16 protein-coding genes are annotated in these 20,272 nt (G+C 54.0%); 2 read left to right on the top strand and 14 right to left on the bottom strand.

Annotated features, from left to right (window positions below; translation table 11 throughout):
* Window position 1: 1 nt before the first annotated feature.
* Entirely contained in the window at window positions 2-1,027 is a 1,026-nt protein-coding gene (locus HQ37_RS01185; RefSeq protein WP_036879244.1) for a 2-oxoacid:ferredoxin oxidoreductase subunit beta, read from the top strand.
* 124 nt (window positions 1,028-1,151) lie between these two features.
* Here the strand turns inward: HQ37_RS01185 and HQ37_RS01180 are convergent, their stop codons facing one another.
* The 4 genes from HQ37_RS01180 to HQ37_RS01165 all read right to left on the bottom strand — a co-directional run bounded on the left by HQ37_RS01180 (window position 1,152) and on the right by HQ37_RS01165 (window position 6,138).
* On the bottom strand, window positions 1,152-2,276 hold the full coding sequence (locus tag HQ37_RS01180; protein ID WP_036879241.1) for a hypothetical protein: 1,125 nt from the start codon (window positions 2,274-2,276) through the stop codon (window positions 1,152-1,154).
* A gap of 25 nt (window positions 2,277-2,301) precedes the next feature.
* Window positions 2,302-3,249 carry an alpha/beta fold hydrolase gene (locus tag HQ37_RS01175; RefSeq protein WP_036879240.1) on the bottom strand — a complete coding sequence of 316 codons (948 nt, stop codon included), beginning with the start codon at window positions 3,247-3,249 and terminating at the stop codon, window positions 2,302-2,304.
* A gap of 17 nt (window positions 3,250-3,266) precedes the next feature.
* Window positions 3,267-4,541 (bottom strand): O-acetylhomoserine aminocarboxypropyltransferase/cysteine synthase family protein, encoded by a 1,275-nt coding sequence (locus HQ37_RS01170; protein WP_036879237.1) that lies wholly within the window; start codon window positions 4,539-4,541, stop codon window positions 3,267-3,269.
* A gap of 571 nt (window positions 4,542-5,112) precedes the next feature.
* Window positions 5,113-6,138: an NAD(P)-dependent oxidoreductase gene (locus tag HQ37_RS01165; RefSeq protein WP_036879234.1), complete on the bottom strand. Its 1,026-nt coding sequence runs from the start codon at window positions 6,136-6,138 to the stop codon at window positions 5,113-5,115.
* 292 nt (window positions 6,139-6,430) lie between these two features.
* Between HQ37_RS01165 and HQ37_RS01160 the strand changes: the two genes are divergently transcribed.
* Window positions 6,431-8,161, top strand: a complete 1,731-nt coding sequence (locus HQ37_RS01160) for a phosphoenolpyruvate carboxykinase (RefSeq protein WP_036879231.1) — start codon at window positions 6,431-6,433, stop codon at window positions 8,159-8,161.
* Window positions 8,162-8,373: 212 nt separating this feature from the next.
* Here HQ37_RS01160 and HQ37_RS01155 read toward each other — a convergent pair whose 3' ends face one another.
* The 10 genes from HQ37_RS01155 to HQ37_RS01110 all read right to left on the bottom strand — a co-directional run bounded on the left by HQ37_RS01155 (window position 8,374) and on the right by HQ37_RS01110 (window position 19,234).
* Window positions 8,374-9,003 (bottom strand): HAD family phosphatase, encoded by a 630-nt coding sequence (locus HQ37_RS01155; RefSeq protein WP_036879228.1) that lies wholly within the window; start codon window positions 9,001-9,003, stop codon window positions 8,374-8,376.
* 26 nt (window positions 9,004-9,029) lie between these two features.
* Window positions 9,030-10,499, bottom strand: a complete 1,470-nt coding sequence (gene rodA, locus HQ37_RS01150) for a rod shape-determining protein RodA (protein ID WP_036879225.1) — start codon at window positions 10,497-10,499, stop codon at window positions 9,030-9,032.
* Window positions 10,489-12,345 carry a penicillin-binding transpeptidase domain-containing protein gene (locus tag HQ37_RS01145; protein ID WP_036879222.1) on the bottom strand — a complete coding sequence of 619 codons (1,857 nt, stop codon included), beginning with the start codon at window positions 12,343-12,345 and terminating at the stop codon, window positions 10,489-10,491. The genes rodA and HQ37_RS01145 overlap by 11 nt, the downstream gene beginning before the upstream one ends.
* Entirely contained in the window at window positions 12,332-12,862 is a 531-nt protein-coding gene (locus HQ37_RS01140; RefSeq protein ID WP_052080671.1) for a hypothetical protein, read from the bottom strand. Before HQ37_RS01140 ends, HQ37_RS01145 begins: the two co-directional genes overlap by 14 nt.
* Window positions 12,855-13,736: a rod shape-determining protein MreC gene (gene mreC, locus HQ37_RS01135; RefSeq protein WP_036879219.1), complete on the bottom strand. Its 882-nt coding sequence runs from the start codon at window positions 13,734-13,736 to the stop codon at window positions 12,855-12,857. Before mreC ends, HQ37_RS01140 begins: the two co-directional genes overlap by 8 nt.
* A 74-nt stretch (window positions 13,737-13,810) precedes the next feature.
* Window positions 13,811-14,830 (bottom strand): rod shape-determining protein, encoded by a 1,020-nt coding sequence (locus HQ37_RS01130; RefSeq protein WP_036879217.1) that lies wholly within the window; start codon window positions 14,828-14,830, stop codon window positions 13,811-13,813.
* Window positions 14,831-14,888: 58 nt separating this feature from the next.
* The gene (gene purH / locus HQ37_RS01125; RefSeq protein ID WP_036879215.1) at window positions 14,889-16,406 is read right to left on the bottom strand and encodes a bifunctional phosphoribosylaminoimidazolecarboxamide formyltransferase/IMP cyclohydrolase; all 1,518 of its coding nucleotides are present in this window, start codon (window positions 16,404-16,406) and stop codon (window positions 14,889-14,891) included.
* Between the two features lie 88 nt (window positions 16,407-16,494).
* Window positions 16,495-17,196 (bottom strand): 5-formyltetrahydrofolate cyclo-ligase, encoded by a 702-nt coding sequence (locus tag HQ37_RS01120; RefSeq protein ID WP_052080670.1) that lies wholly within the window; start codon window positions 17,194-17,196, stop codon window positions 16,495-16,497.
* Entirely contained in the window at window positions 17,174-18,799 is a 1,626-nt protein-coding gene (locus HQ37_RS01115) for a S41 family peptidase (RefSeq protein ID WP_036879211.1), read from the bottom strand. The genes HQ37_RS01120 and HQ37_RS01115 overlap by 23 nt, the downstream gene beginning before the upstream one ends.
* 3 nt (window positions 18,800-18,802) lie before the next feature.
* Window positions 18,803-19,234 carry a dCMP deaminase family protein gene (locus tag HQ37_RS01110; RefSeq protein WP_036879208.1) on the bottom strand — a complete coding sequence of 144 codons (432 nt, stop codon included), beginning with the start codon at window positions 19,232-19,234 and terminating at the stop codon, window positions 18,803-18,805.
* Window positions 19,235-20,272 lie beyond the last annotated feature (1,038 nt).

Below are 20,272 nucleotides of genomic sequence, written 5' to 3'. Positions count from 1 at the left end.
TATGGAAACGAAAGTGTGCAATCAGAAGCTCGAAGCAAAAGATTTCAAGAGTGATCAATATGTGCGTTGGTGTCCTGGTTGTGGAGACCATGCTGTGCTGGCAACGCTACACAAGGCTTTAGCCGAGATCGGCATTCCCACGCACCAAACGGCTGTGATCTCAGGGATTGGCTGTTCGTCCCGTCTGCCTTATTATATGAATACATACGGGATGCATACGATCCATGGTCGTGCTGCAGCTATTGCTACCGGGGTCAAGAGTGCCAATCCTGAGCTCAGCGTTTGGGTCGTCTCGGGCGATGGAGATAGCTTGGCTATTGGAGGAAATCACTTCATCCATGCCATCCGTCGCAATATAGATATTAATCTGATCCTCTTCAATAACCGCATTTATGGACTGACCAAGGGGCAATACTCCCCCACCTCAGATAGAGGCTTTGTCTCGAAGAGCTCTCCCTATGGGACGGTCGAAGATCCCTTCATCCCAGCAGAGCTGACGATGGGTGCTCGAGGACGCTTCTTCGCTCGAGCCATTGATGTGGATATGAAGAACCTACAGTACTGCATGGTAGAGCAGGCCAAGCACAAGGGAGCTGCTGTGCTTGAGGTACTGGTCAATTGTGTAATCTTTAACGATGGCATCCACAAGGGCTATGCTCAGAAGGAAGTGCGTGATGATCGTACGATTACGCTGCGCCATGGCGAGAAGATGCTCTTTGGTAAAGAACGTAATCGTGGCCTTGTGCTCGAGGGGCTCAAACTCAAGGCTGTAACCATTGGAGAAGATGGCTATACGCTCGATGACATCCTCGTGCATGATGCCCATACAGAGGATAATACGTTGCATATTATGCTCTCAATGATGGATGGTAAGGATCTGCCTATTGCCCTCGGGGTGATCCGTGATGCACCTACGATCTCGTACGATGCTGCTCTGCACCAGCAGATCGCAGATATTCAAGCGAAGAAATCTATCCGTACCCTGCGAGAGCTGCTCATGCAAGATGCCTACTGGGAGGTGAAGTAGATGCTTCCTTTTCTCTCAATACACTAGACCTGCACTAGATCCTACAGGCCCAAATAGCCCACTCAGTCTCTTATGACTGGGTGGGCTATTCGTTTGTATATATTTGTTATTGAGGAAGAACGCTCTATCGTTGTCGCCTCTCAGCAATGCGCAGCACATCCCCGAAGACCCCGCGAGCCGTAACCTTGACACCAGCCCCAGCTCCTTGCACGATAATAGGACGGTCTCCATAGCTCTCGGTGTAGATCTCGAAGCAGCAGTCTGCGCTACTCAGAGCTCCGAGAGGGCTTGTCAAAGGTACTGCCTCGAGTCGGGCAGCGAGGCGAGCAGTCTGTGTCTTGTCGTCCCAGATGACCTCTCCTGTATAGCGTAGAGCTTTCTCTCTAGGGCAAGAAGCTCTTAGAATATCGAGGTTCTGAGCCAACTCCTCAGTCCGCAGGGTAAACTCTTCCTGACTGAGTGAGCGTAGGGGATCGGGAACGAGCCCTTCGAGGGCAATATCTTCAAACTCACATTCGATATCCAGCTCTCGAGCTAGGATGAGTAGCTTGCGAGCAACGTCCTCTCCTGAGAGATCTTCTCTAGGGTCGGGCTCTGCGTAGCCTAGGGCTATTGCTCTCTGTATGATCGCCTCAGCCCCTAGCTCCGGATGCTGTCCTAGTGTGTTGAAGATATAGCTCAGGCTACCCGAGAAGACTCCGTAGATACGGCTAATACGCTCGCCAGAGAGGTGCAGCAGCTTGATATTGTCGATGAGGGGGAGCCCTGCCCCGACGTTAGTCTCGTAGCGGTAAATTCGCCCCGAGGTGTAGAGTAGGTCATGTAAAGCTTTGTAGTCAGCCCAGGGTAGGGTATTGGCCCTCTTGTTAGAGGAGACGAGGTCGAAGCCTGCTTGGACGAAGCGAGGATAGGCCCTAGCAACGTCTTCGCTGGCAGTATTGTCTACGAGGATGAGGTTGCGTAGGCTCTGCTTTTGGGCGAACTGGATGATGGTCTCGAAGAGGTCTCCGTCTTGGGGCATAGCCTCGAGGATTGCCTGTTGCCAGTCGTCGCACCAACCCTCTGATTTGAGGATGACTGAGGTCGAGTTGGCAATGGCGAATATTCTGAGCTCTATGCGCTTGCGTAGAGCAATGAGTTCAGCTTGTCCGATGACTTGACGAATGAATTCGCTGCCTATCTTGCCGTGTCCGAGCACGGCAAGATGGATGATCTCAGTGCTCTCGTGTATGGGGTGGTAGGGGCTCATATCGAAGGAGTATTGTTGCTAAAGATTAAGAAATATAGGACTGTACGATGGCGTTGAGCTGCTCATACTCCATGAGGAAAGCATCATGTCCGTGGATCGAATAGATCACGTCTAGTGTGCTGTCGGGTTTGTTGACGAGGAGGCTGCGATGCAAGGTCTCGGCTCGATCGTGGGTGAAGAGCAGATCGCTCTCTATGCTCACCAGTCGGATGATACTCTTGATGCGAGAGAGCTCGCTATCCTTTTGGCAGACTCGTATCGAACCTGTCAGCGAGGTCATGACCCGATAGGCATTGAGGCTGAAGCGAGAGGCTAGGGTACGCCCGTGATAGCCGAGCCAGTCCTCTATGGCAGAGAGTTCGGGAGTTCGTTGGCTAACCTGGCCTCCGAAGCGCAGGTTGAGTGAGGCAGGGGTGCGGTAGCAGAGCATTGCATGGATTCTAGCATCCTCGATCGGATGGCTAGAGTGCTCGAGGATCTGCCGCTGTACCATCGTCTGAGCGAGTAGCCAATCGCTGGCTCGATAGTCTGAGGCGATGCAGATGATCTGTCGAGCAAGCCTGGGATAGAGGAAGCCGAGCTGTAGACTGAGTGCGCCGCCTAGGGATGCACCGATGATGGTGTCTATGGTCTCGATGCCGAGTTGCCTCAGACCTAGTCCGAAGAGTTCGGCCACATCCCTGAGACTAAAGCCTAGAGCTAGAGGACAATCCCTCCCATCATAAGCATTGCCTGGGATGTTGAAGGCCAAGATCGTATAGTGCTTACTATCGATGGTTTGCCCTGGGCCGATGAGCTGTGCCCACCAGCCCTCGGGCCCTGCGACGGACGAGTTGCCCGTCAGGGCATGGTGCACGAGGACAATGGGTGCCGAACCGAGTGTTGGACCTGCCACTTCGTAGCTGAGGCGATAGTCCTTGAGCTCTACGCCTGCCTCTGTCGTGTAACTGGGAATGCTTAGGAACTGGAGCATGGATGTCAAAGGCTTAGTTATGATGCACTCTGTCTGAGGGCTTGGTCAAGATCTGCCTTGAGATCCTCCACCTCTTCGAGCCCGATGGAGAGGCGTACGAGCGATGGAGTAACACCTGCCGAGAGTTGCTGCTCTGCCGATAGTTGGCGATGGGTCGTACTGGCAGGGTGTATCAAGAGGCTCTTGCTATCGCCTAGGTTGGCCACGATGGAGAAGATCTTGGTGCTGTCGGAGAATTTCTTGGCTGTCTCGTAGCCGCCCTTAGTCCCGAAGGTCAGCAGCCCCCCGAAGCCCCCACGGATATATTGCTGGCAGCGATCATGGTAGGCACTACTCTCAAGACCAGGGTAATTGACCCACTCGACTTGTGGATGCCCCTCGAGCCAGCGGGCGATCTCGAGAGCTGATCGACTGACCCGTTCGTAGCGAATGTCGAGGGTCTCGAGACCCTGAATGAGCTGGAGAGAATTGAATGGGCTCAGTGCACCACCTAGATCTCGCAACCCCTCCACACGCAGCTTGGCGATGAAGGCCGCAGGGCCAAAGGCTTCACTATAGATCAGACCATGATAACCAGGGCTGGGGGTGGTGAACTCGGGAAACTTGCCCGAGGCCCAGTCGAAGTGCCCTGCATCGACTACTGCCCCTGCCAGCGTTGAACCATTGCCACAGACATATTTTGAGAGCGAGTGGATGACTAGGTCTGCCCCATACTCGATAGGGCGGCAGACTCCAGGGGTTGTTGTATTGTCCACGACGAAGGGGAGGTGATGCCTGTGAGCGATCTGGCTGAGACGCTCAAGGTCGACAAAATCGAGCTTGGGATTGCCCAATGTTTCGGCGTAGACAACTCGTGTATTGTCCTGTATGGCAGCTTCGAAAGCCTCAAAGTCGTCGGGATCTACAAAGCTTGTCGTAATGCCTAGACGGGGCAGAGTAACTGAGAGTAGGTTGTACGTCCCCCCATAGAGGCTGCTCGAGGCGACGATATGGTCGCCGCTACGCAGTAGCGTCAGCAGTGTCGTCGAGATGGCACTCATGCCGCAGGAGGTTACCACAGATCCGATCCCCCCTTCTAGGACGGCCAGTCGCTGCTCGAGTATATCGCTGGTAGGATTGTTGAGGCGTGTGTAAATGTAGCCTGGAGCGGCCAAGTTGAAGAGATCTGCTGCATGATCACTCGTGCCGAAGTCGAAAGCAGTCGTCTGATAGAGGGGGACTGCGGTAGAGCCGTTATGCGCTGCTCGGTCGTAGGCATGGTGCAGCAGCTGTGTCTTGTAGGATGTTGCCATTGGAATCGTAATCTATTGGGTGATGATTGGTTCTAGGGTAGTGTCTCGAAAGCAAGGACATAGGGTGGTAGTTATTTGTCCTCTGCCTCCTTTGATGAGAAGTCTATTAAACTGGTTTTTATTATTATGTCCGTTTCTATTTCGATGCAAAAGTATATTTAATAGTTTTATTATCCAAATATATTCCTCTATTCAGTTGTTTTGTCTTTTTCTTTGTGCTTTTTGCCCGTCTGCTCCTGGAGGAGGGGTAGAGGGAGGGTAGATCTCTCGCTGAAGCCAAGGTCTCGATAGCCCTTCGGTTGCGCTCTCGGTTCTTCCTCTAGCGAATGCCCGGGGGAGGATCTCTCGAGATCTAGATAGGCTCTCACTTGAGATCCTAATAGGATCGCAGCAGAGACCTAAGTAGGAGCTCATTCGAGCTCCTACTTAGGTCTCTGTAGAGCCCCTCTGCTACGTGCCTCTGAGCCTTGGTGTAGGCGTATAAAAGAGGAAGGTGCCGAGCTATATTTGAAGCTCAGCACCCTTCTTCTCCCAGGAGGAAGTCCTATGGAGAGAGAGCTCCCCTTGGGGGCTAGAAGAAGTCCTCCATACGCATCTCGTCCTGCTCCACCCAGGCTCGGTAGGGCTCGGAGCGGTTGAGTAGCCTTCGCTTGATCTCACCCTTGAGGAGGCTTGCCCCCCAGCGTTTGTAGGCTGGGATCGAGGCCTTGACAGTTGCGTAGTAGTCTTCTAAGCTATCTTGCCTAAAGCCTAGGATTTCCTCAAGTTTGTCGCCATCGGCATACAAGCCGCAGTGGTAATTACGTTCTGCAAAGGCCTTGTCGGGGAAGTCTAGAGCCCCGAGGCCGTAGAGCTCGAAGTTCTTCGAGAGAAACTCTCGATAGGTCGTTCGGCAGGCAGCCCCTCCGCCGAGGTTGAAGATCCTCCTCTCTAGCTCCGAACGATGCTCTATAGCCAGTGTGAGGGCTCGGGCTGTATCTCCGAGTGTGGTGATCTCCATCTGAGTGTCTAGAGGCATATGGAAGATGAGCTTGGAGATCTTGTGGTTGCCCACGCCCATGATGGCCGAGAGGCGAAAAATCGTCCATCCGAGCTTGCTAGAGCGGACGATCTGCTCCATATGTATCTTTGATGAGCCGTAGTTGTCGCCCTCCGATGTCTGCAACTGGTCGGTTACACGGATATTGGGTCGTTGTAGTCGATCTCCATAGACTGCGACCGAGGAGGTTACGATGATGAAAGCCTTGGGCGAATGTTTCTCCAGTGAAGCGATCAGGTTAGCTGTACCGAGGACATTGACCCTATAGGTGAGCTCCCTCTCCTCATAGGCTCTGGGGGGGATGATCGAGGCGGTGTGGATGCACCAGTCTACTCCTCGGGTAGCCTGCTGTAGCTGGTCTAGTTGAGAGAGATCTGCATAGTAGATCTCGATGCGCCCACGATATTTATCGAAGAGAGCCATACTGCGGGCATTTTTGAGCTCGAGCACTCGGATGTGATAGCGATCACCCTGCGCTACGAGCATCCTGAGGACTTCTCGTCCGATGTTGCCAGCTGCTCCAGTGAGCAGGATGGTTTGTTTACTTTGCCTGTTCATAGATTGTTGTTTGAAGTGAAGTATATCGATGATTTGTCTCATAAATATAACTATAGCCCCACTCTTGGTGTTTATACGAGGAGTTGATATACATAGATTTATGTTTCTTCATCACTTTTTGTTATCTTTGCTAGAGGCTGTGCTGTAGTATGGAGCTTTGCTTGTCTCTTACGACGTCCTAGCCTGATCGCATACTTCGGCATGATGTGTCCCTGCCCTCCGACGGAGGTAGGCTTGCTCCTTAGGCTCTAGTGCAGCCTCCGAAACCAAACAATGCTAAAACGTTAGAAGTATGTTACAAGAGTTCACCCTAAAACGAGGTCGAGCGATCATCAACTTTACCTCCAAGTACTGCGACAATAGGCGCAAGATTTTGACAAGCTACGCTTATGGCAAGGTGGTCGAGTCCTTTATCCTTCGCTTGAAGATCGACAATCCGATTGTCTACGATGCTTTCATCCAGCACTTCGAGACGGATGACGAGCTTACTCGCTCGCTTATGGAGGCTATCCGTCTGCTGAGTGTCTGCGAGCTCGAGGAGCTGGTGGCGGTCAATAACAAGTATGCCCCACTCTTCTACGACAAAGATCTCTTCATCGAGCTCATCGAGCTACTCTACGAGTACTGGCGTAAGCTAGAGCGTGTGGCCATCGTCCAAAACAACCGTGTGGGAGAGGGCGTGCAGAACGTTCGCTTTATCCAGGCCTATCAGCTTTTCAACGAGCTGATCCTCTCGATCTACCGACGCACCAAGAGCGTGGTCAATGGCTATCAGAGCAATGTCTACCTCCAAACCACCGCAGGGGCCAATGCTGGCCTCATCCTCAACAATATCCATTGGGACTGTCCACCCGAGTATCGAGGCTTGCTCTCTATCCCCTTCATCAGTACCATTGTGATCAATCCACCCTATGTATCCTATACGAAGAAGAATACTCGAGATGGCATATTTGCCGAGCATAAGAGCAATCCGCTGGCGCATATGATCCTACTCGAGGACGATTGGTTTCTCTATCCAGCTAAGGTGGGCAATCTGCTTGCTTTCGTTTACTTCCACAAGGATTTCATGTGTCATGGTCTGGGCCTTGCGAACCTTTTTGAGTTGGCCAAAACTGAGGAGTACACCGACAAGAAGCCCGACCTAATCTATGTCTTCGGCTACGACGATGGGCATAGCGAGAAGAGAACCTTCTACCACAAGGATACGAAGAATGATATTCTCATCGGCTACGCTAACTACAACGATGAGATCGACTACTTCGGCTATATGAAGAAGATGCTCCTGACCCTGCACAATATCAAGCAGATGGAGCGAGGTAACCTCCCTCTTCACGGAGCCATGGTCAATATTGCCCTCAAAAACGGCCGAGAGGCCAATATCGTCATCATGGGCGATAGCGGTGCGGGCAAGAGTGAGAGCCTCGAGGCCTTCCGTACCCTCAACGAGCGGTATATCCGCCACATGCGTATTATTTTCGATGATATGGGTTATCTCTCCTTCGACGAAGATGGGCGTATCAAGGCTTATGGTACAGAGATCGGAGCCTTCGTCCGTACGGATGACCTTGACCCGACCTATGCCTTTGCCCAGCTCAATCGAGGGATCTACACAAACCCCGACAAGGTCAACGCCCGAGTAACCATCCCCGTATCGACCTACGAGGTGATCTCCAAGGGCTACAACATCGACTACTTCCTATATGCCAACAACTATGAGGAGGTTGAGCAGAAGATCCAGCTCTTTGCCTCTCAAGAGGAGGCTATAGAGATCTTCGAGGCCGGTGCACGTAGGGCCAAAGGTACTACGACCGAGACGGGTCTCGTAACCTCTTATTTCGCTAACCCATTCGGCCCTGTGCAGGAGAGGAAGCTGGCCGAGGGACTAGTGCGTAAGTACTTCGCAGGCCTCTTCGCCGAGGGTGTCAAGGTCGGGCAGATGCACACCGCCCTAGCTATCGAGGGCATGGCCAAGGAGGGCCCTCGTGCTGCCGCCGAAGAGCTCTTTAGTATGATCAACGAATAGTCTTCGGGATAAATTTTCTGAGATAGAAATAGATAAGATATGGCGCAGGACGGTAGCCCTGCGCCATATTCTTTGTGGACAGTGAGGTTGGGAAACACCCAGGTAGATCTCCTGATAGAGCGAGGCGGTGTGTCGAAATATTCATTTCGACACACCGCCTGGGGTGTTGGAGATGATGATCCCTTTGGGCTCTTGGCCCAGCTCCCTAAGAGCTAGGCGTGGTGCGCCTCTAGGATCTCGGTGAGTGCCGTGCGCCAGTCCTCCCCATTCTGAGGACAGTAGGTGATGAAGCCCAATTCCTGGCCCATAGCCACATTGGCAGGACCATCGTCTACGAAGAGCGTCTCACTAGGCTCTAGCCTAGCCTCCTCGATCATTCGGTCGAAGATCTCCCGATAGGGCTTGACCACCCCCATCTCACACGAGGCGAACTTCTGCTCGCAATAGCTGCTCAGTGTGCGACCATTGGGCAGGAATTCCGAGCTCTCCGCATACTCCATCACATAAGGGTTGGTGTTGGAGAGGATGTAGATCTTGTACCGCTGACGGAGCTCGTCGATGAAGTCAAATTTGTAGGCTGCTACCTCTGCCAAGAAGCCCATATAGGCGTGGGAGAGCTCGCTGTGCGTGAGTTTCCGACCAGAGAGCTCGCTGAGGGATTGGCGAAACTCTTCCTTGCTGATCGAGCCATCCTCCACAGCCAAGAAGAGGCCGCTCTGTAGGTAGGGGTCGAGCATCTTCTCGACTTCGGGTACTCCTAGGGCTGAGAAGCGTTTAAGGGCTTCATCTCGATTGAGGTGGATGAGCACCCCGCCTAGGTCAAATACTATTGCTTTGATCATAAATCAGGTATATCATTTGGTGTTCATTAGGCGATAGTACCCCTGCGGGCATCCATCCCTAGAAAAATAAAGAGTAAGAAGGTAAAGCCCCAGAGCGAAGATCCCCCATAGCTGAAGAAGGGTAATGGGATGCCGATCACGGGCACTAGGCCGATGACCATACCAGCATTGATGAAGAGGTGGAAGAAGAAGATACTCGCCACACAATAACCATACACTCGGGCGAAGGTCGTTCGTTGCCTCTCGGCTAGCACGACAATGCGTAGGATAAATACTCCGTAGAGAATTAGTAGGGCAGAGGTGCCTACGAAGCCTTGCTCCTCACCTACGGTGCAGAGGATGAAGTCTGTATCTTGCTCAGGTACATAGTTGAGCTTGGTCTGCGTGCCCTCAAGGAAGCCCTTGCCCCATAGTCCACCAGAGCCGATAGCGATCTTGGACTGGTCTACATTGTAGCCCTTGCCTTTGATGTCATCTTCGATCCCTAGAGCCACTCGGATACGCACCTGCTGATGAGGCTCCATGATCTCGTCGAAGACATAGTTGACCGAGTGGTAGAACCCTAGAGACCCAAGAGCAAAGGCTGCGATGAAGAAGTAGCGGCTGGCATAGTGCCTAATGGCTAAATAGAGCAGATAGCCCACGAAGAGGATGATGAGCCCGAGACTGACGTAGCCCATATCATAGGGGACGAAAGCGTGTACTCCTCGTGCCAAGGCATATACCCCGAGAGCAATCCCCCCCAGCGTCAAGGGGTGCTCGATGGTGCGCCGATACTCGCCGTAGAGGGTATAGAAGATTAGGGTAAAGGCTAAGATACATGCCCCTACAGCTAGGTTATCCAGCGAGCTGCTCTCGCCTAAGCAACGACTGTCCTGTAGGATGAGGGCTAGGACGAAGTACACCGTAGCCGAGGCCCCTAGCCCCATGAAGAGCCCCGAGAAACCCTCCCGATACATAGCCAGGAGTAGGGCGAGGAATACCAATGCCGAGCCTGTCTCTTGCTGCCCTAGAATAAGGACTATAGGCAGTAGCACAAGGGCGAAGATCGTGGCATAGTTCCTAACCCCTTTGATGGTAAAGCCATGCTTGCTGCATTGCCAGGCGAGCATGAGGGCTGTGGCGACCTTAGCAAACTCTGCCGGCTGTAGGCGGATAGGCCCCATAACCAGCCACGAGCGAGAGCCCTTAATATCAGGGGCTACGAAGATCGTAACCAGTAGCAGGAGCATCATTGCAATGTAGAAGATCGGAGCTCCAATCTCGAAGAAGCTCCTGTCGATCATCAGCACCACAAAGCCCAGCCAGAGCCCCATCCCCATCCACAGCAGCTGCATCATAGGGCGACTCCCCCAGGCCAGTAGCTCGTCAATGTCAAGGCTATACGAAGCTCCACAGATCGTAAACCACCCAGCCACAATGAGCACGAGGTAGATGATGATGCTCGTCCAGTCAATAGACTTCCAGAGCTGCGAGGTATGCTGCTTATATGTCATTGTAGTAGCTGATACTTGAGTTGCGCATGTATTGGTAGAGGGCTTCGCTCTCGCTCGAGAGACTGCCCTTGCGCAGGTAATGCTCCATCATCAGTCGTCCAATAGGTACGCCATAGGCCGCCCCATAGCCGCCATGCTCTACGTATACCGCCACAGCGATGCGAGGCTTGTGGCGTGGGGCAAAGCCCATGAAGGCCGAGTGGTCCTTGCCATTATTCTCTGCAGTCCCGGTCTTGCCACAGACCTCGATCTCGCCTGGGGCGAAGTTCGCCCCTCGGCATGTCCCACTCGAGACAGCCATAGCCATCCCCTGGACGACCTGCTCCCAATGCTCCCGAGCAATGCTGGTCTGTTGGATATTGGTATAGGCACTGTCTAGTGGCATCCCATCGATGCTGCGCACCACGTGTGGGCGGCGGTATGTCCCCCGATTGGCCACGATGGCTGCCAGGTTGGCAATCTGTAGAGGGGTCGAGAGGATCTCGCCCTGTCCGATGGAGATGGAGATGATGGTGCTAGAGCTCCAATTGCCTCGGTAGACCTTATCGTAGACCTTACTGTTGGGGATGTAGCCAGGCTTCTCGCCTGATAGATCTACACCCAACCTATAGCCATAGCCGAGGGAGACGATCCGATGCTTCCAAGCCTCGAAGGCCTCTTGGATCGTGGGGTAGAAGCTGCGATTGTCCAGCAGGTAATGCATTCCCCAGCAGTAGTAGCTATTGCAGGAGGTGGAGAGCGAGTAGGCCAGCGTTGGCGAAGGGGCATGTGGATGGCACTTGGGTCTCCCTCTGAGGCGAGGATAGCCTCCGATGCAGCTCATTGGGGTCTGTGGCGTTACAACCCCCTCGGCTAGGAAGATAGCAGCCTGGGCTGTCTTGAAGGTCGATCCAGGAGGGTAAGTCCCCATGATGGCCCGGTTGAAGAGGGGCTTGCCCGCCTCTACCTCCAGGAGCTTGTGCTGCACCCCCTTGTCCTTGCCTGCTAGGCGGGCGGGGTTGTAGCTTGGGGCTGTTACTAGGGCTAGGATCTCGCCCGTCTCAGGCTCGATGGCGACGATTGCTCCTCGTTTGCCTCGCATGAGCTCCTCGCCGAAGGCTTGGAGCTCTCCGTCGATCGAGAGGGTGAGGTCTCGTCCGTTGATGGGGGCTCGGTCGTCCATCCCATCGTTGAAGCGACCTTTGATCCTGCCTCGAGAGTCTCTCAGGAGTATCTCCTCGCCCTTCTCGCCTCTTAGGACGACGTCGTAGAAGCGTTCGACACCACTCTTGCCCACATAGTCGCCAGGGGCGATGAGGCTGTCTCGCTCAATATCCTTAGGGCTGGCCTCTGCTAGATAGCCCAAGAGGTGTGCTCCGTTCTGATAGTTGTAGTGGCGGATCGTTCGCTTCTGCACCGAGAAGCCCGGGAACTTGTACAGAAGTTCCTGAAATCGTCCCACATCTTCCTCGTCTAGCTGTGAGAGCAGTACCTGAGGGGTATAGGGGGTGTAGCCTCGGTTGCGTCGGCGATCCTTGACCGCCTCGAGACGCTCTCGGATCTGCTCGATGGGTAGGCTCAGTACCGAGCTCAGGGCGAGGGTGTCTAGAGTGTGCTTAGCCTCGTGCATCGTGATCATGAGATCATAGGTCAGGCGATTCTCGACTAGCAGCCTCCCTCCCCGATCGTAGATCACCCCTCGGGAGGGATAGGTGGACTTGATGTAGTAGGCATTGTTGTCTGCTCGCTGCTTGTAGCCCGTCTCGATGATTTGCAGCTGAAAGAGCCTCAAGATATAGATCGTAACAATGCCCACGACCAGTACGATCATGAGCCAACGCCGCTGATAGTACTTATCGTTTGGCATACTGTGAGCGAGGTCTTAGGCTGATGTTCGAGAGCATGAGCATCACCAAGCACAGGGCCAGCGAAAGCATGAGGCTAGAGCCTAGGCGCAGCAGCGTATAGCTCAGATCCGAGGCCCATCCTCCGTCCAGGAAGAAGAGCAGGAGGTGATGGCAGACTAAGATCTCGATCAGCAGGACGACCGCTCCGCCTCGAAGCTCTCGATACAGGGCTGGGGCTTCGAGGTCTACCTCTCGATCTACCATCGAGCGAACGAAGTAGTGCCTAAGAAAGGCCGTGGATGTCATTACCGAGGCGTGTAGCCCTGGGGTAGGGTAGAGTAGGTCGAGGACAAAGCCTATGCTGAAGCCAAAGACTACGAGAGGGATCTGCCTCAGCCCGATGGGTAGCAGTAGCAGGAGGAAGGGGTAGATGTAGGGCGTCCCTAAGCGAAATAGTGCCCAGGGGCTGAGCACCCACACCTGAACGGCGATGAGGGTCAGGCTGATGAGAGCAAACTTAATCCAAGTCCTATACATTGTCGCTTGAGAGTATTTTTTTCTGTAGCTCCTCGGCCTCCTCCAGTGCGGGGGTGAGCAGTACATAGACGTAGCTCAGCTGTTCGAAGTCTGTCGCTAGGGAGACCTTGTAGTTGGCGAAAGCCCCTGCCGCTCCTGTCATACGTGTCGAGTCGGCCTCTTGTACGACGCCGACCATGAGTCCCTCGGGGAAGAGGAAGGAGAAGCCACTCGTCTGTATCGTATCCCCTGCAGAGACCTGGGCGTGGATGGGAACATCGCCGAGCCTTACGCTACGGGCGAAGCCCTGAGAGCTGAGTGTCCCCTTGTATCCCTTGCCTTTGATGGTGCAGCTCAGACGCAACTTGGAGTTGATGATGGGGATGATGACGGCGTAGCTATCTGAGAGGTCTAGGACTGCCCCCAGTACCCCTCTGTCGCTCATCACTGGCATATCTCGTCTGAGACCATGGCTTCGTCCTCGATTGATGATGTAGTAGATCTCGCCCGTCTTGTTGGTTAGGTTGATGATGCGTGCCGTAACGAACTGGGTCTTCTGCCCTAGATGTGTCGATACCGAGTCGAGTAGGGCTGCCAGCTGGGGGAGGTGGGCCTGGGCGGCCTCGTCCCTTACTCGGCGTTCGAGCTCGATGTAGCGGTTCTTCAGACGTGCATTTTCGGCCAGGAGGAGTTCGTTCTTGTCTCTGAGGTTGAGGTAGCTATAGCCTTCGGTCATGATTTCATTCGCATGACCTGTAACCCAACCTGTGAATACCCAGCCGAGATGTCTATGATATATTCCATCGCTCAGCAGCATAAAGAGAGCGAAGGACTGCAGCAGCAGGAAGACGAACCAGTGCTTCTTGCTGAGGAGGAATTCGATGAGCCTGCGCACGAGAGTGTCTGCGAATAACCAAGATGTGCCCAGGGCTTAGGGCTCTAGGCACACCTTGAGGAGAGAACGTTTCGTTATCGGATCAAGAAATTAAATGTATCGGTATTCTTGAGGGCAATACCAGTCCCGATAGCCACAGCGTGGAGGGGATCTTCTGCGATCTTGAACTCGACACCAAAGCGGTTTGTAAGACGTTTGTCAAGCCCTCTGAGAAGTGCTCCTCCCCCTGCTAGGACAATCCCATTGTTGCAAATATCGGAATAGAGCTCGGGTGGGGTCTCCTCGAGGGTCTTGAGAATGGCACTCTCGATCTTGATGATCGACTTCTCGAGGCACTCACAGACCTCATGATAATTGACCATAATGTCCCTAGGGCGTGTATCCATCATGTCCGCACCTCTGACGAGGAAGTCCGAGGGTGGATTGTCGAGATCTTTGTACACAGCCCCTACGTTGATCTTGATCTGCTCTGCGGTACGCTCACCGATGCGAACCTTGTGCACGTCTCGCATGTGATCCATGATGTTGTGGGTGAACTCATCCCCAGCTGTGCGGATGGACTGATCCTTGACGATGCCGCCGAGCGATATGACAGCGATCTCAGTCGTTCCACCGCCTATATCTACGATCATGTGCCCCTCTGGGGCGAGGACATCGATACCGACCCCAATAGCAGCAGCCATGGGCTCGTAGATCATATAAACGTCTCGGCTACCTGCATGCTCGCTGGAGTCTCGTACGGCTCTGATCTCGACCTCAGTGCTTCCCGAGGGGATGCATACGACCATGCGTAGGGAGGGAGAAAACCAGCTACGGCGGCGGCTAATCATGCGGATCATCCCCCGGATCATTTGCTCTGCGGCGTCGAAGTCTGCGATCACGCCATCTCGCAGAGGACGAATGGTCTTGATGTTTGCGTTGCCCTTCTCGTACATTTCCCTGGCCTTTGTGCCAGCGGCGATCATCTCTCCATTGCGAACGTCGAAGGCCACCACCGATGGTTCATCGAGGACGATCTTCCCGTCCTTGATGATGATCGTATTTGCAGTCCCAAGGTCCATGGCAAGGTCTTGTCTGAAAGAGAATAGTCCCATGCTCTGTTTGTTGTTTGGTGATACGATTATGTATAATATGTCTTGAGTAAAATAAACGCTAGTGTTTGAAGTGCCTTACCCCAGTGATGACCATGGCTACTCCTAGTTCGTCGGCAGCATCGAAGCTCTCCTGGTCTCGTACCGAGCCGCCTGGCTGTACGATGGCCTTGATACCTGCGTGGCTGGCTAGGGTTACACAGTCGGCGAAGGGGAAGAAGGCGTCGCTGGCCATCACAGCTCCCTCGAGGTCGAAGTCGAAGCCACGAGCCTTGTCGATGGCCTGCTTGAGGGCATCGATGCGAGAGGTCTGTCCTATGCCCGAGGAGAGGAGCTTGCCATCCTTGGCGAGGACTATGGCATTGCTTTTGCTGTGCTTGACGATTTTGTTGGCGAAGATGAGGTCGCTGATTTGGCTCTTCTCAGGGGCTACCTTGCTCACAAGTTTGAGGTCGGCCTCTGTCTCTACAGCTCTGTCGGTCTCCTGCTGGAGCACTCCGCCGAGCATCGAACGCCAAGACCACTGCGCCTCGATGCGTTGCTTCTGCACGAGGATGATGCGGTTCTTTTTGCTCTTGAGGATCTCGAGAGCCTCGGGGGCATAGCCAGGGGCGATGAGCACTTCGCAGAAGAGCTTGTTGATCTCCTCTGCTGTCCCTAGGTCGATCTCTCTATTGGCTACGAGCACCCCTCCGAAGGCGGAGACGGGGTCGCAGGCAAGGGCTTCGATCCAGGCCTCGAGGATCGTTGGGCGGCTAGCGCATCCGCAGGCATTGTTGTGCTTGAGGATGGCGAAGGTGGGCTCGTCGAAGTCTTGGATCAGCTGGATGGCAGCGTCGATGTCCTGGAGGTTGTTGTAGGAGATCTCCTTGCCGTGCAGCTGCTCCAGGGAGCGAGAGAGATCGCCGAAGAATACGCCCTTCTGATGAGGATTCTCCCCATAGCGCAGAGGTTGTGCCCACTCTGCTACAGCTCTGAAGGCTGTCTGCTGGCCCGAGTCGAAGTAGTTGAAGATCGCAGCATCGTAGCCTGAGCTCACTGCGAAGGCCTGACGGGCGAAGCTGCGACGCTCCTCAAGACTCGTGCGAGCCCCTCGAGAGGCTAGGATGTCGTGTAGCTGACCATACTGCACCTGTGAGGCGATGATGACCACATCCTCGTAGTTCTTGGCCGCCCCTCGGATGAGTGAGATCCCACCCACATCGATCTTCTCGATGATCTCCTCGTCGCTAGCTCCTGAGGCTACGGTCGCCTCGAAGGGGTATAGATCTACGATAATGAGGTCGATCAGAGGGATGTGGTAGCGAGCGACCTCCTCCTGGTCTTGAGGATTAGCTCGACGGGCGAGGATGCCCCCGAGGATAGCGGGGTGGAGGGTCTTCACCCGTCCGCCTAGCATCGAGGGGTACTGGGTCAGATCCTCTACAGCCTCGCAGGGGTAGCCAAGGCTTTCGATGAACGATCGTGTGCCACCTGTGGATACGAAGCCTACACCTTCTCGGTGCAGCAGGTAAAGTATTTCGGCGAGGCCCTCCTTGTGGAAGACAGATATGAGGGCTTTATGTATAGTTTTTTCCATCTCTCGGGCGTTTGATAGATCCCACGTTTCTAGGGGGAGTTGATTGCTTGTATAGTACAGTTCCCACAAAGGTAATCCTTTTCCCTATTTAATCCTCGTCTAAGTTAGGGATTTGTGGAGAATATTTGTTCTTTATTTGCAAATAGATGCTTGTTTGGCGATCTCCTTGATCTTCTATGTCGAATGCAGAGGGGTGAAACCTCGTCCCTAAATAGCTCCGTTCGGGGGTGATAACGAGATCCATGGGTAGATCCCATGCTCCTCGAGGCAGCCTCCCGATGGGGGCAAGGTCGAGCGACACACCGATGCGATAGGCCTGTGTATGTGCAAGGTATCGGTCGTAATAGCCCTTCCCTCTCCCGAGGCGGTAGCCTCCCTTGTCAAAGGCTAATGCTGGTACGACAATGAGCTCGAGGCTCTCGGGAGCAACGGCTTCCTCCTTGCCTTGTGTTGGTTCAAGGATTTGGTACTTGCTTGTGCGCTCGAGCTCCTCAACCCCTAGGTAGGGGTAGAATGCTATTTCTGTCTCGCTCTCTACTCGGGGGAGGAAGAGCTGATATCTCTCCCTAAGCTCCTCGAGCAGTGGGCTGATCTCTGGTTCGTCGCCGAGGGGCGCATACATCCCTATGCTTTGGGGTGCTCTCCGCTCGATCTCTTCCCTTAGGGCAGAGATGATCGTCTGCGAAGCCGTCTCCCTAAGTTCGGGGCTCAATCTTTGGGCATAGAGAGTCCTCGTATGCTTGCGCCACTCTGCTTTGGTTGTAGGTTCAGAGTTTAGGCCGCCATTCATCTTTGTTGAGGATTTCTGTTGCTTTGAGTATTTCGAGGTCTTTGGCCATGAGGATCTCAAAGAAGGCATTGCGGCTGGGCGATACATGGTCTGCGATCATCGCATGTAGCTCACTTTGTAGGAGCTTGGCCGACTCGTGCAGCATCGAGGTGCGGATGGCTACCCCTGCGCGTTGAGCATAATAGGCATACTCGAAGAGTAGACCCATGCCGAGCTGTTTGAGATAGGGGCGCAATTCGTTGGTCGCAGCCAGCTCCGAGAGCATCTTGCGATTCCTGTCTGCATACTCGAAGGCGAAGCGGGGCATCGTCCCCGACTGTACGAGGCGCATATAGTAGGAGTTTCTCCCCGAGCTATCCAGGGGGACAAAGACATCGGGGCGGATGCCCCCACCACCATAGACCTCACGCCCAAGCTGGGTTAGGAAGACGGTAGAGTCGCTCTGCACGATGCTATCGGCACTATAGAGCTCCCCATGGCGGAAACGTTCGCTGAGATCCTCCCCGTACCGCTCTGCACCCTCGGCATAGCTGCGCTGGATGCTACGCCCCGAGGGGGTGTAGTAACGGGCGATGGTCAGGCGTACTGCCGAGCTGTCTGACAGTAGGAAGGGGGCTTGGACTAAGCCCTTGCCGAAGGTTCTACGCCCTACGATCAGAGCCCTGTCGTGGTCTTGCATCGCTCCGGCGAAGATCTCGCTGGCACTGGCACTGCGCTCATTGACCAGTACGACTAGGGGCATATCCTTGAGTAGTCCATCCTGCTCTGTGGTGAACTCCTCCCTGGGATAGGCTCGGCCCTCGGTGTAGACGATCATCTTATCCTTGCTGAGAAATTCGCCTGCAAGCATAGGGGCGGCCATGAGGTATCCCCCGCCATTGTCTCTTAGGTCTATGATGATCCCCTTAATCCCCTCATTCCTATGCCGGACGTATGCGGCGAGGAACTCTTGGTGGGTATAGGCCCCCCACTTGTTGATGCGCACCAGCAGCCATTTGTTGTCGATCATGTAGTCTGCGTCGAGGGTGCTTACGGGTACTTCGCCTCGCACGACAGGCAGCTCGAGGGTGTCTGTGCCACGCTTGATGCTTAGTGAGACAACCGAGCCTGCAGGGCCTCTTAGGGCCTTGAAGATGCGCTCCTGATCCAACGCTTTGCCATAGAGTAAGACTGTGTCGGCTCTGAGGAGTCTGTCCCCTGCTTGTAGTCCAGCCCGCTCCGAAGGCCCTCCCTCTATGATGCGGGTAACGACTACAGTGTCGGTGAAGGTGATGAATTGTACCCCTATGCCCTGGAAGCCCCCATCAAGCCCCTCGGTCTCTTTCTTGTTCAGCTCTGCTGGCAGATATACTGAGTGCGGATCGAGCTCTTTGAGTACCTGGGGCAGTACCTTGGTCTCAAGTTCTCGAAGGCTAACTGTATCTACATAGTAGCGGTCGATAAGCCCCATGACATGCTGCAGTACACTGGCATTGCTCGGGCGAGGAAGGATGCGGGAGGAGAAGATCACGCCCAAGGCGAAGGTAACGATCGCTATCATGATGATCGATAGCGTGCTACAAACCCTTCTCTTGGTGCTAGGCTTCTGATTGTCGATCTCCATATATTATTCTTTGTTTAGCTGGACGAAGTCTACCCGTATGCCTGCCCTTTTGAGCAGGTCAATGCCATCGCTGAGGCGATAGGCTCGGCTGTAGACGACCCGTGAGATGCGGCTCTGGATGATGAGCTTAGCGCACTCGAGGCAGGGACTATCGGTAACGTAGAGGGTTGCCCCTGAGCAGTCGTTTGTGCTGCTGGCAACCTTGGTGATGGCATTGGCCTCTGCGTGTAGGACATATTGCTTGGTCATCCCGTTTTCGTCTTCGCAGATATTCTCGAAGCCTGCGGGCGTACCATTGTATCCGTCAGATATGATGCTCTTGTCCTTGACAATAAGAGCCCCGACCTGACGACGAATGCAGTACGAGTTCTCCGCCCAGATCTCGGCCATACGCAGATAGCGAAGATCTAGTGCCAGTTGTTTCTCATCCTCCATATCACTCTATTGGGTGCTATAAGTGTCTGTAAAATCAGTGCAAAATTAGCTATAAGATGGCATACTCCCAAGGGCTCCCTCCGCTCCTTTGTCTTCAGTTCCTCCGTAGACTGTGGGGCGTATGCCTGGGACTGTTTCGCTCGTGTTTCTCGTCTTCGTGTCGCACTCCTGGCTATACCTCCCCTTGTTGCCCCTCGGTAGGGTGCTGGGGTTGTGTGCCGGCTGGGCGATCACTGCCCCTTGGGGGAGAGCCTTGATCTCTTGCTGTAGGTCCTTTTGGGCCTCTCTGCGGAGCGATGGCAGATCAAGGGCTCGCTTCTGCCCCTTCCCTATAGGCTTGGCTCTTGACTGTAGATAGAGATCCTAGATATGGTTTCGCCTGCGCTCTCGAGGGGAGTGCATTCTCGCTCTCGGGAGGCTCTCGCCTGAGTGCCTATTTGTGGTTCCGTTGCGCTCCTACTTATACTTCGACCGAGCTCCTACTTATACCTCGATCGAGACTCAGATAGGAGTTCCCTCGAGATCCTATCTGAGCCNTCCGTTGCGCTCCTACTTATACTTCGACCGAGCTCCTACTTATACCTCGATCGAGACTCAGATAGGAGTTCCCTCGAGATCCTATCTGAGCCTCCGCCCCACACCCTGTCGCCATACCTCGCCGCCGTGCCTCGCCGTGCCTCTCTAGCCCTCCGCCCTTGTATATACTATAGGTATAGATCTTTTTTTCTTGTCTCCGCTCCTCTTATATTGCTGAGGCAAGTCTTGTCTTCGAGGCGATGGGTTGGAGGCGATGGGTCGGGCTTGCCCTCGTGTTTTTACCTCTTGGGGCACTTCTCCCGCCTCTGCCCTCCTCGTAGCCCATCTTTTCTCGAAAATCTTTTGTTTATTCAATAGGCTATGTTACAGTGTTTTGATTGTTTTTCGTTTGCATTTCTCGAGTTCTTCTCAAAAAAATCTTTTGTGAATATTTGGAGGGAATAAAACTTTTGCTCTATCTTTGCACTCGCAAACGACAGAAAGGTTGTCTGCCCGAGCGGG

The organism is Porphyromonas sp. COT-239 OH1446, assembly GCF_000768875.1.
GTDB lineage: Bacteria > Bacteroidota > Bacteroidia > Bacteroidales > Porphyromonadaceae > Porphyromonas.
The sequence above is the reverse complement of the archived record's forward strand: the minus strand, read 5'-3'. Positions and strand labels throughout refer to the sequence as shown.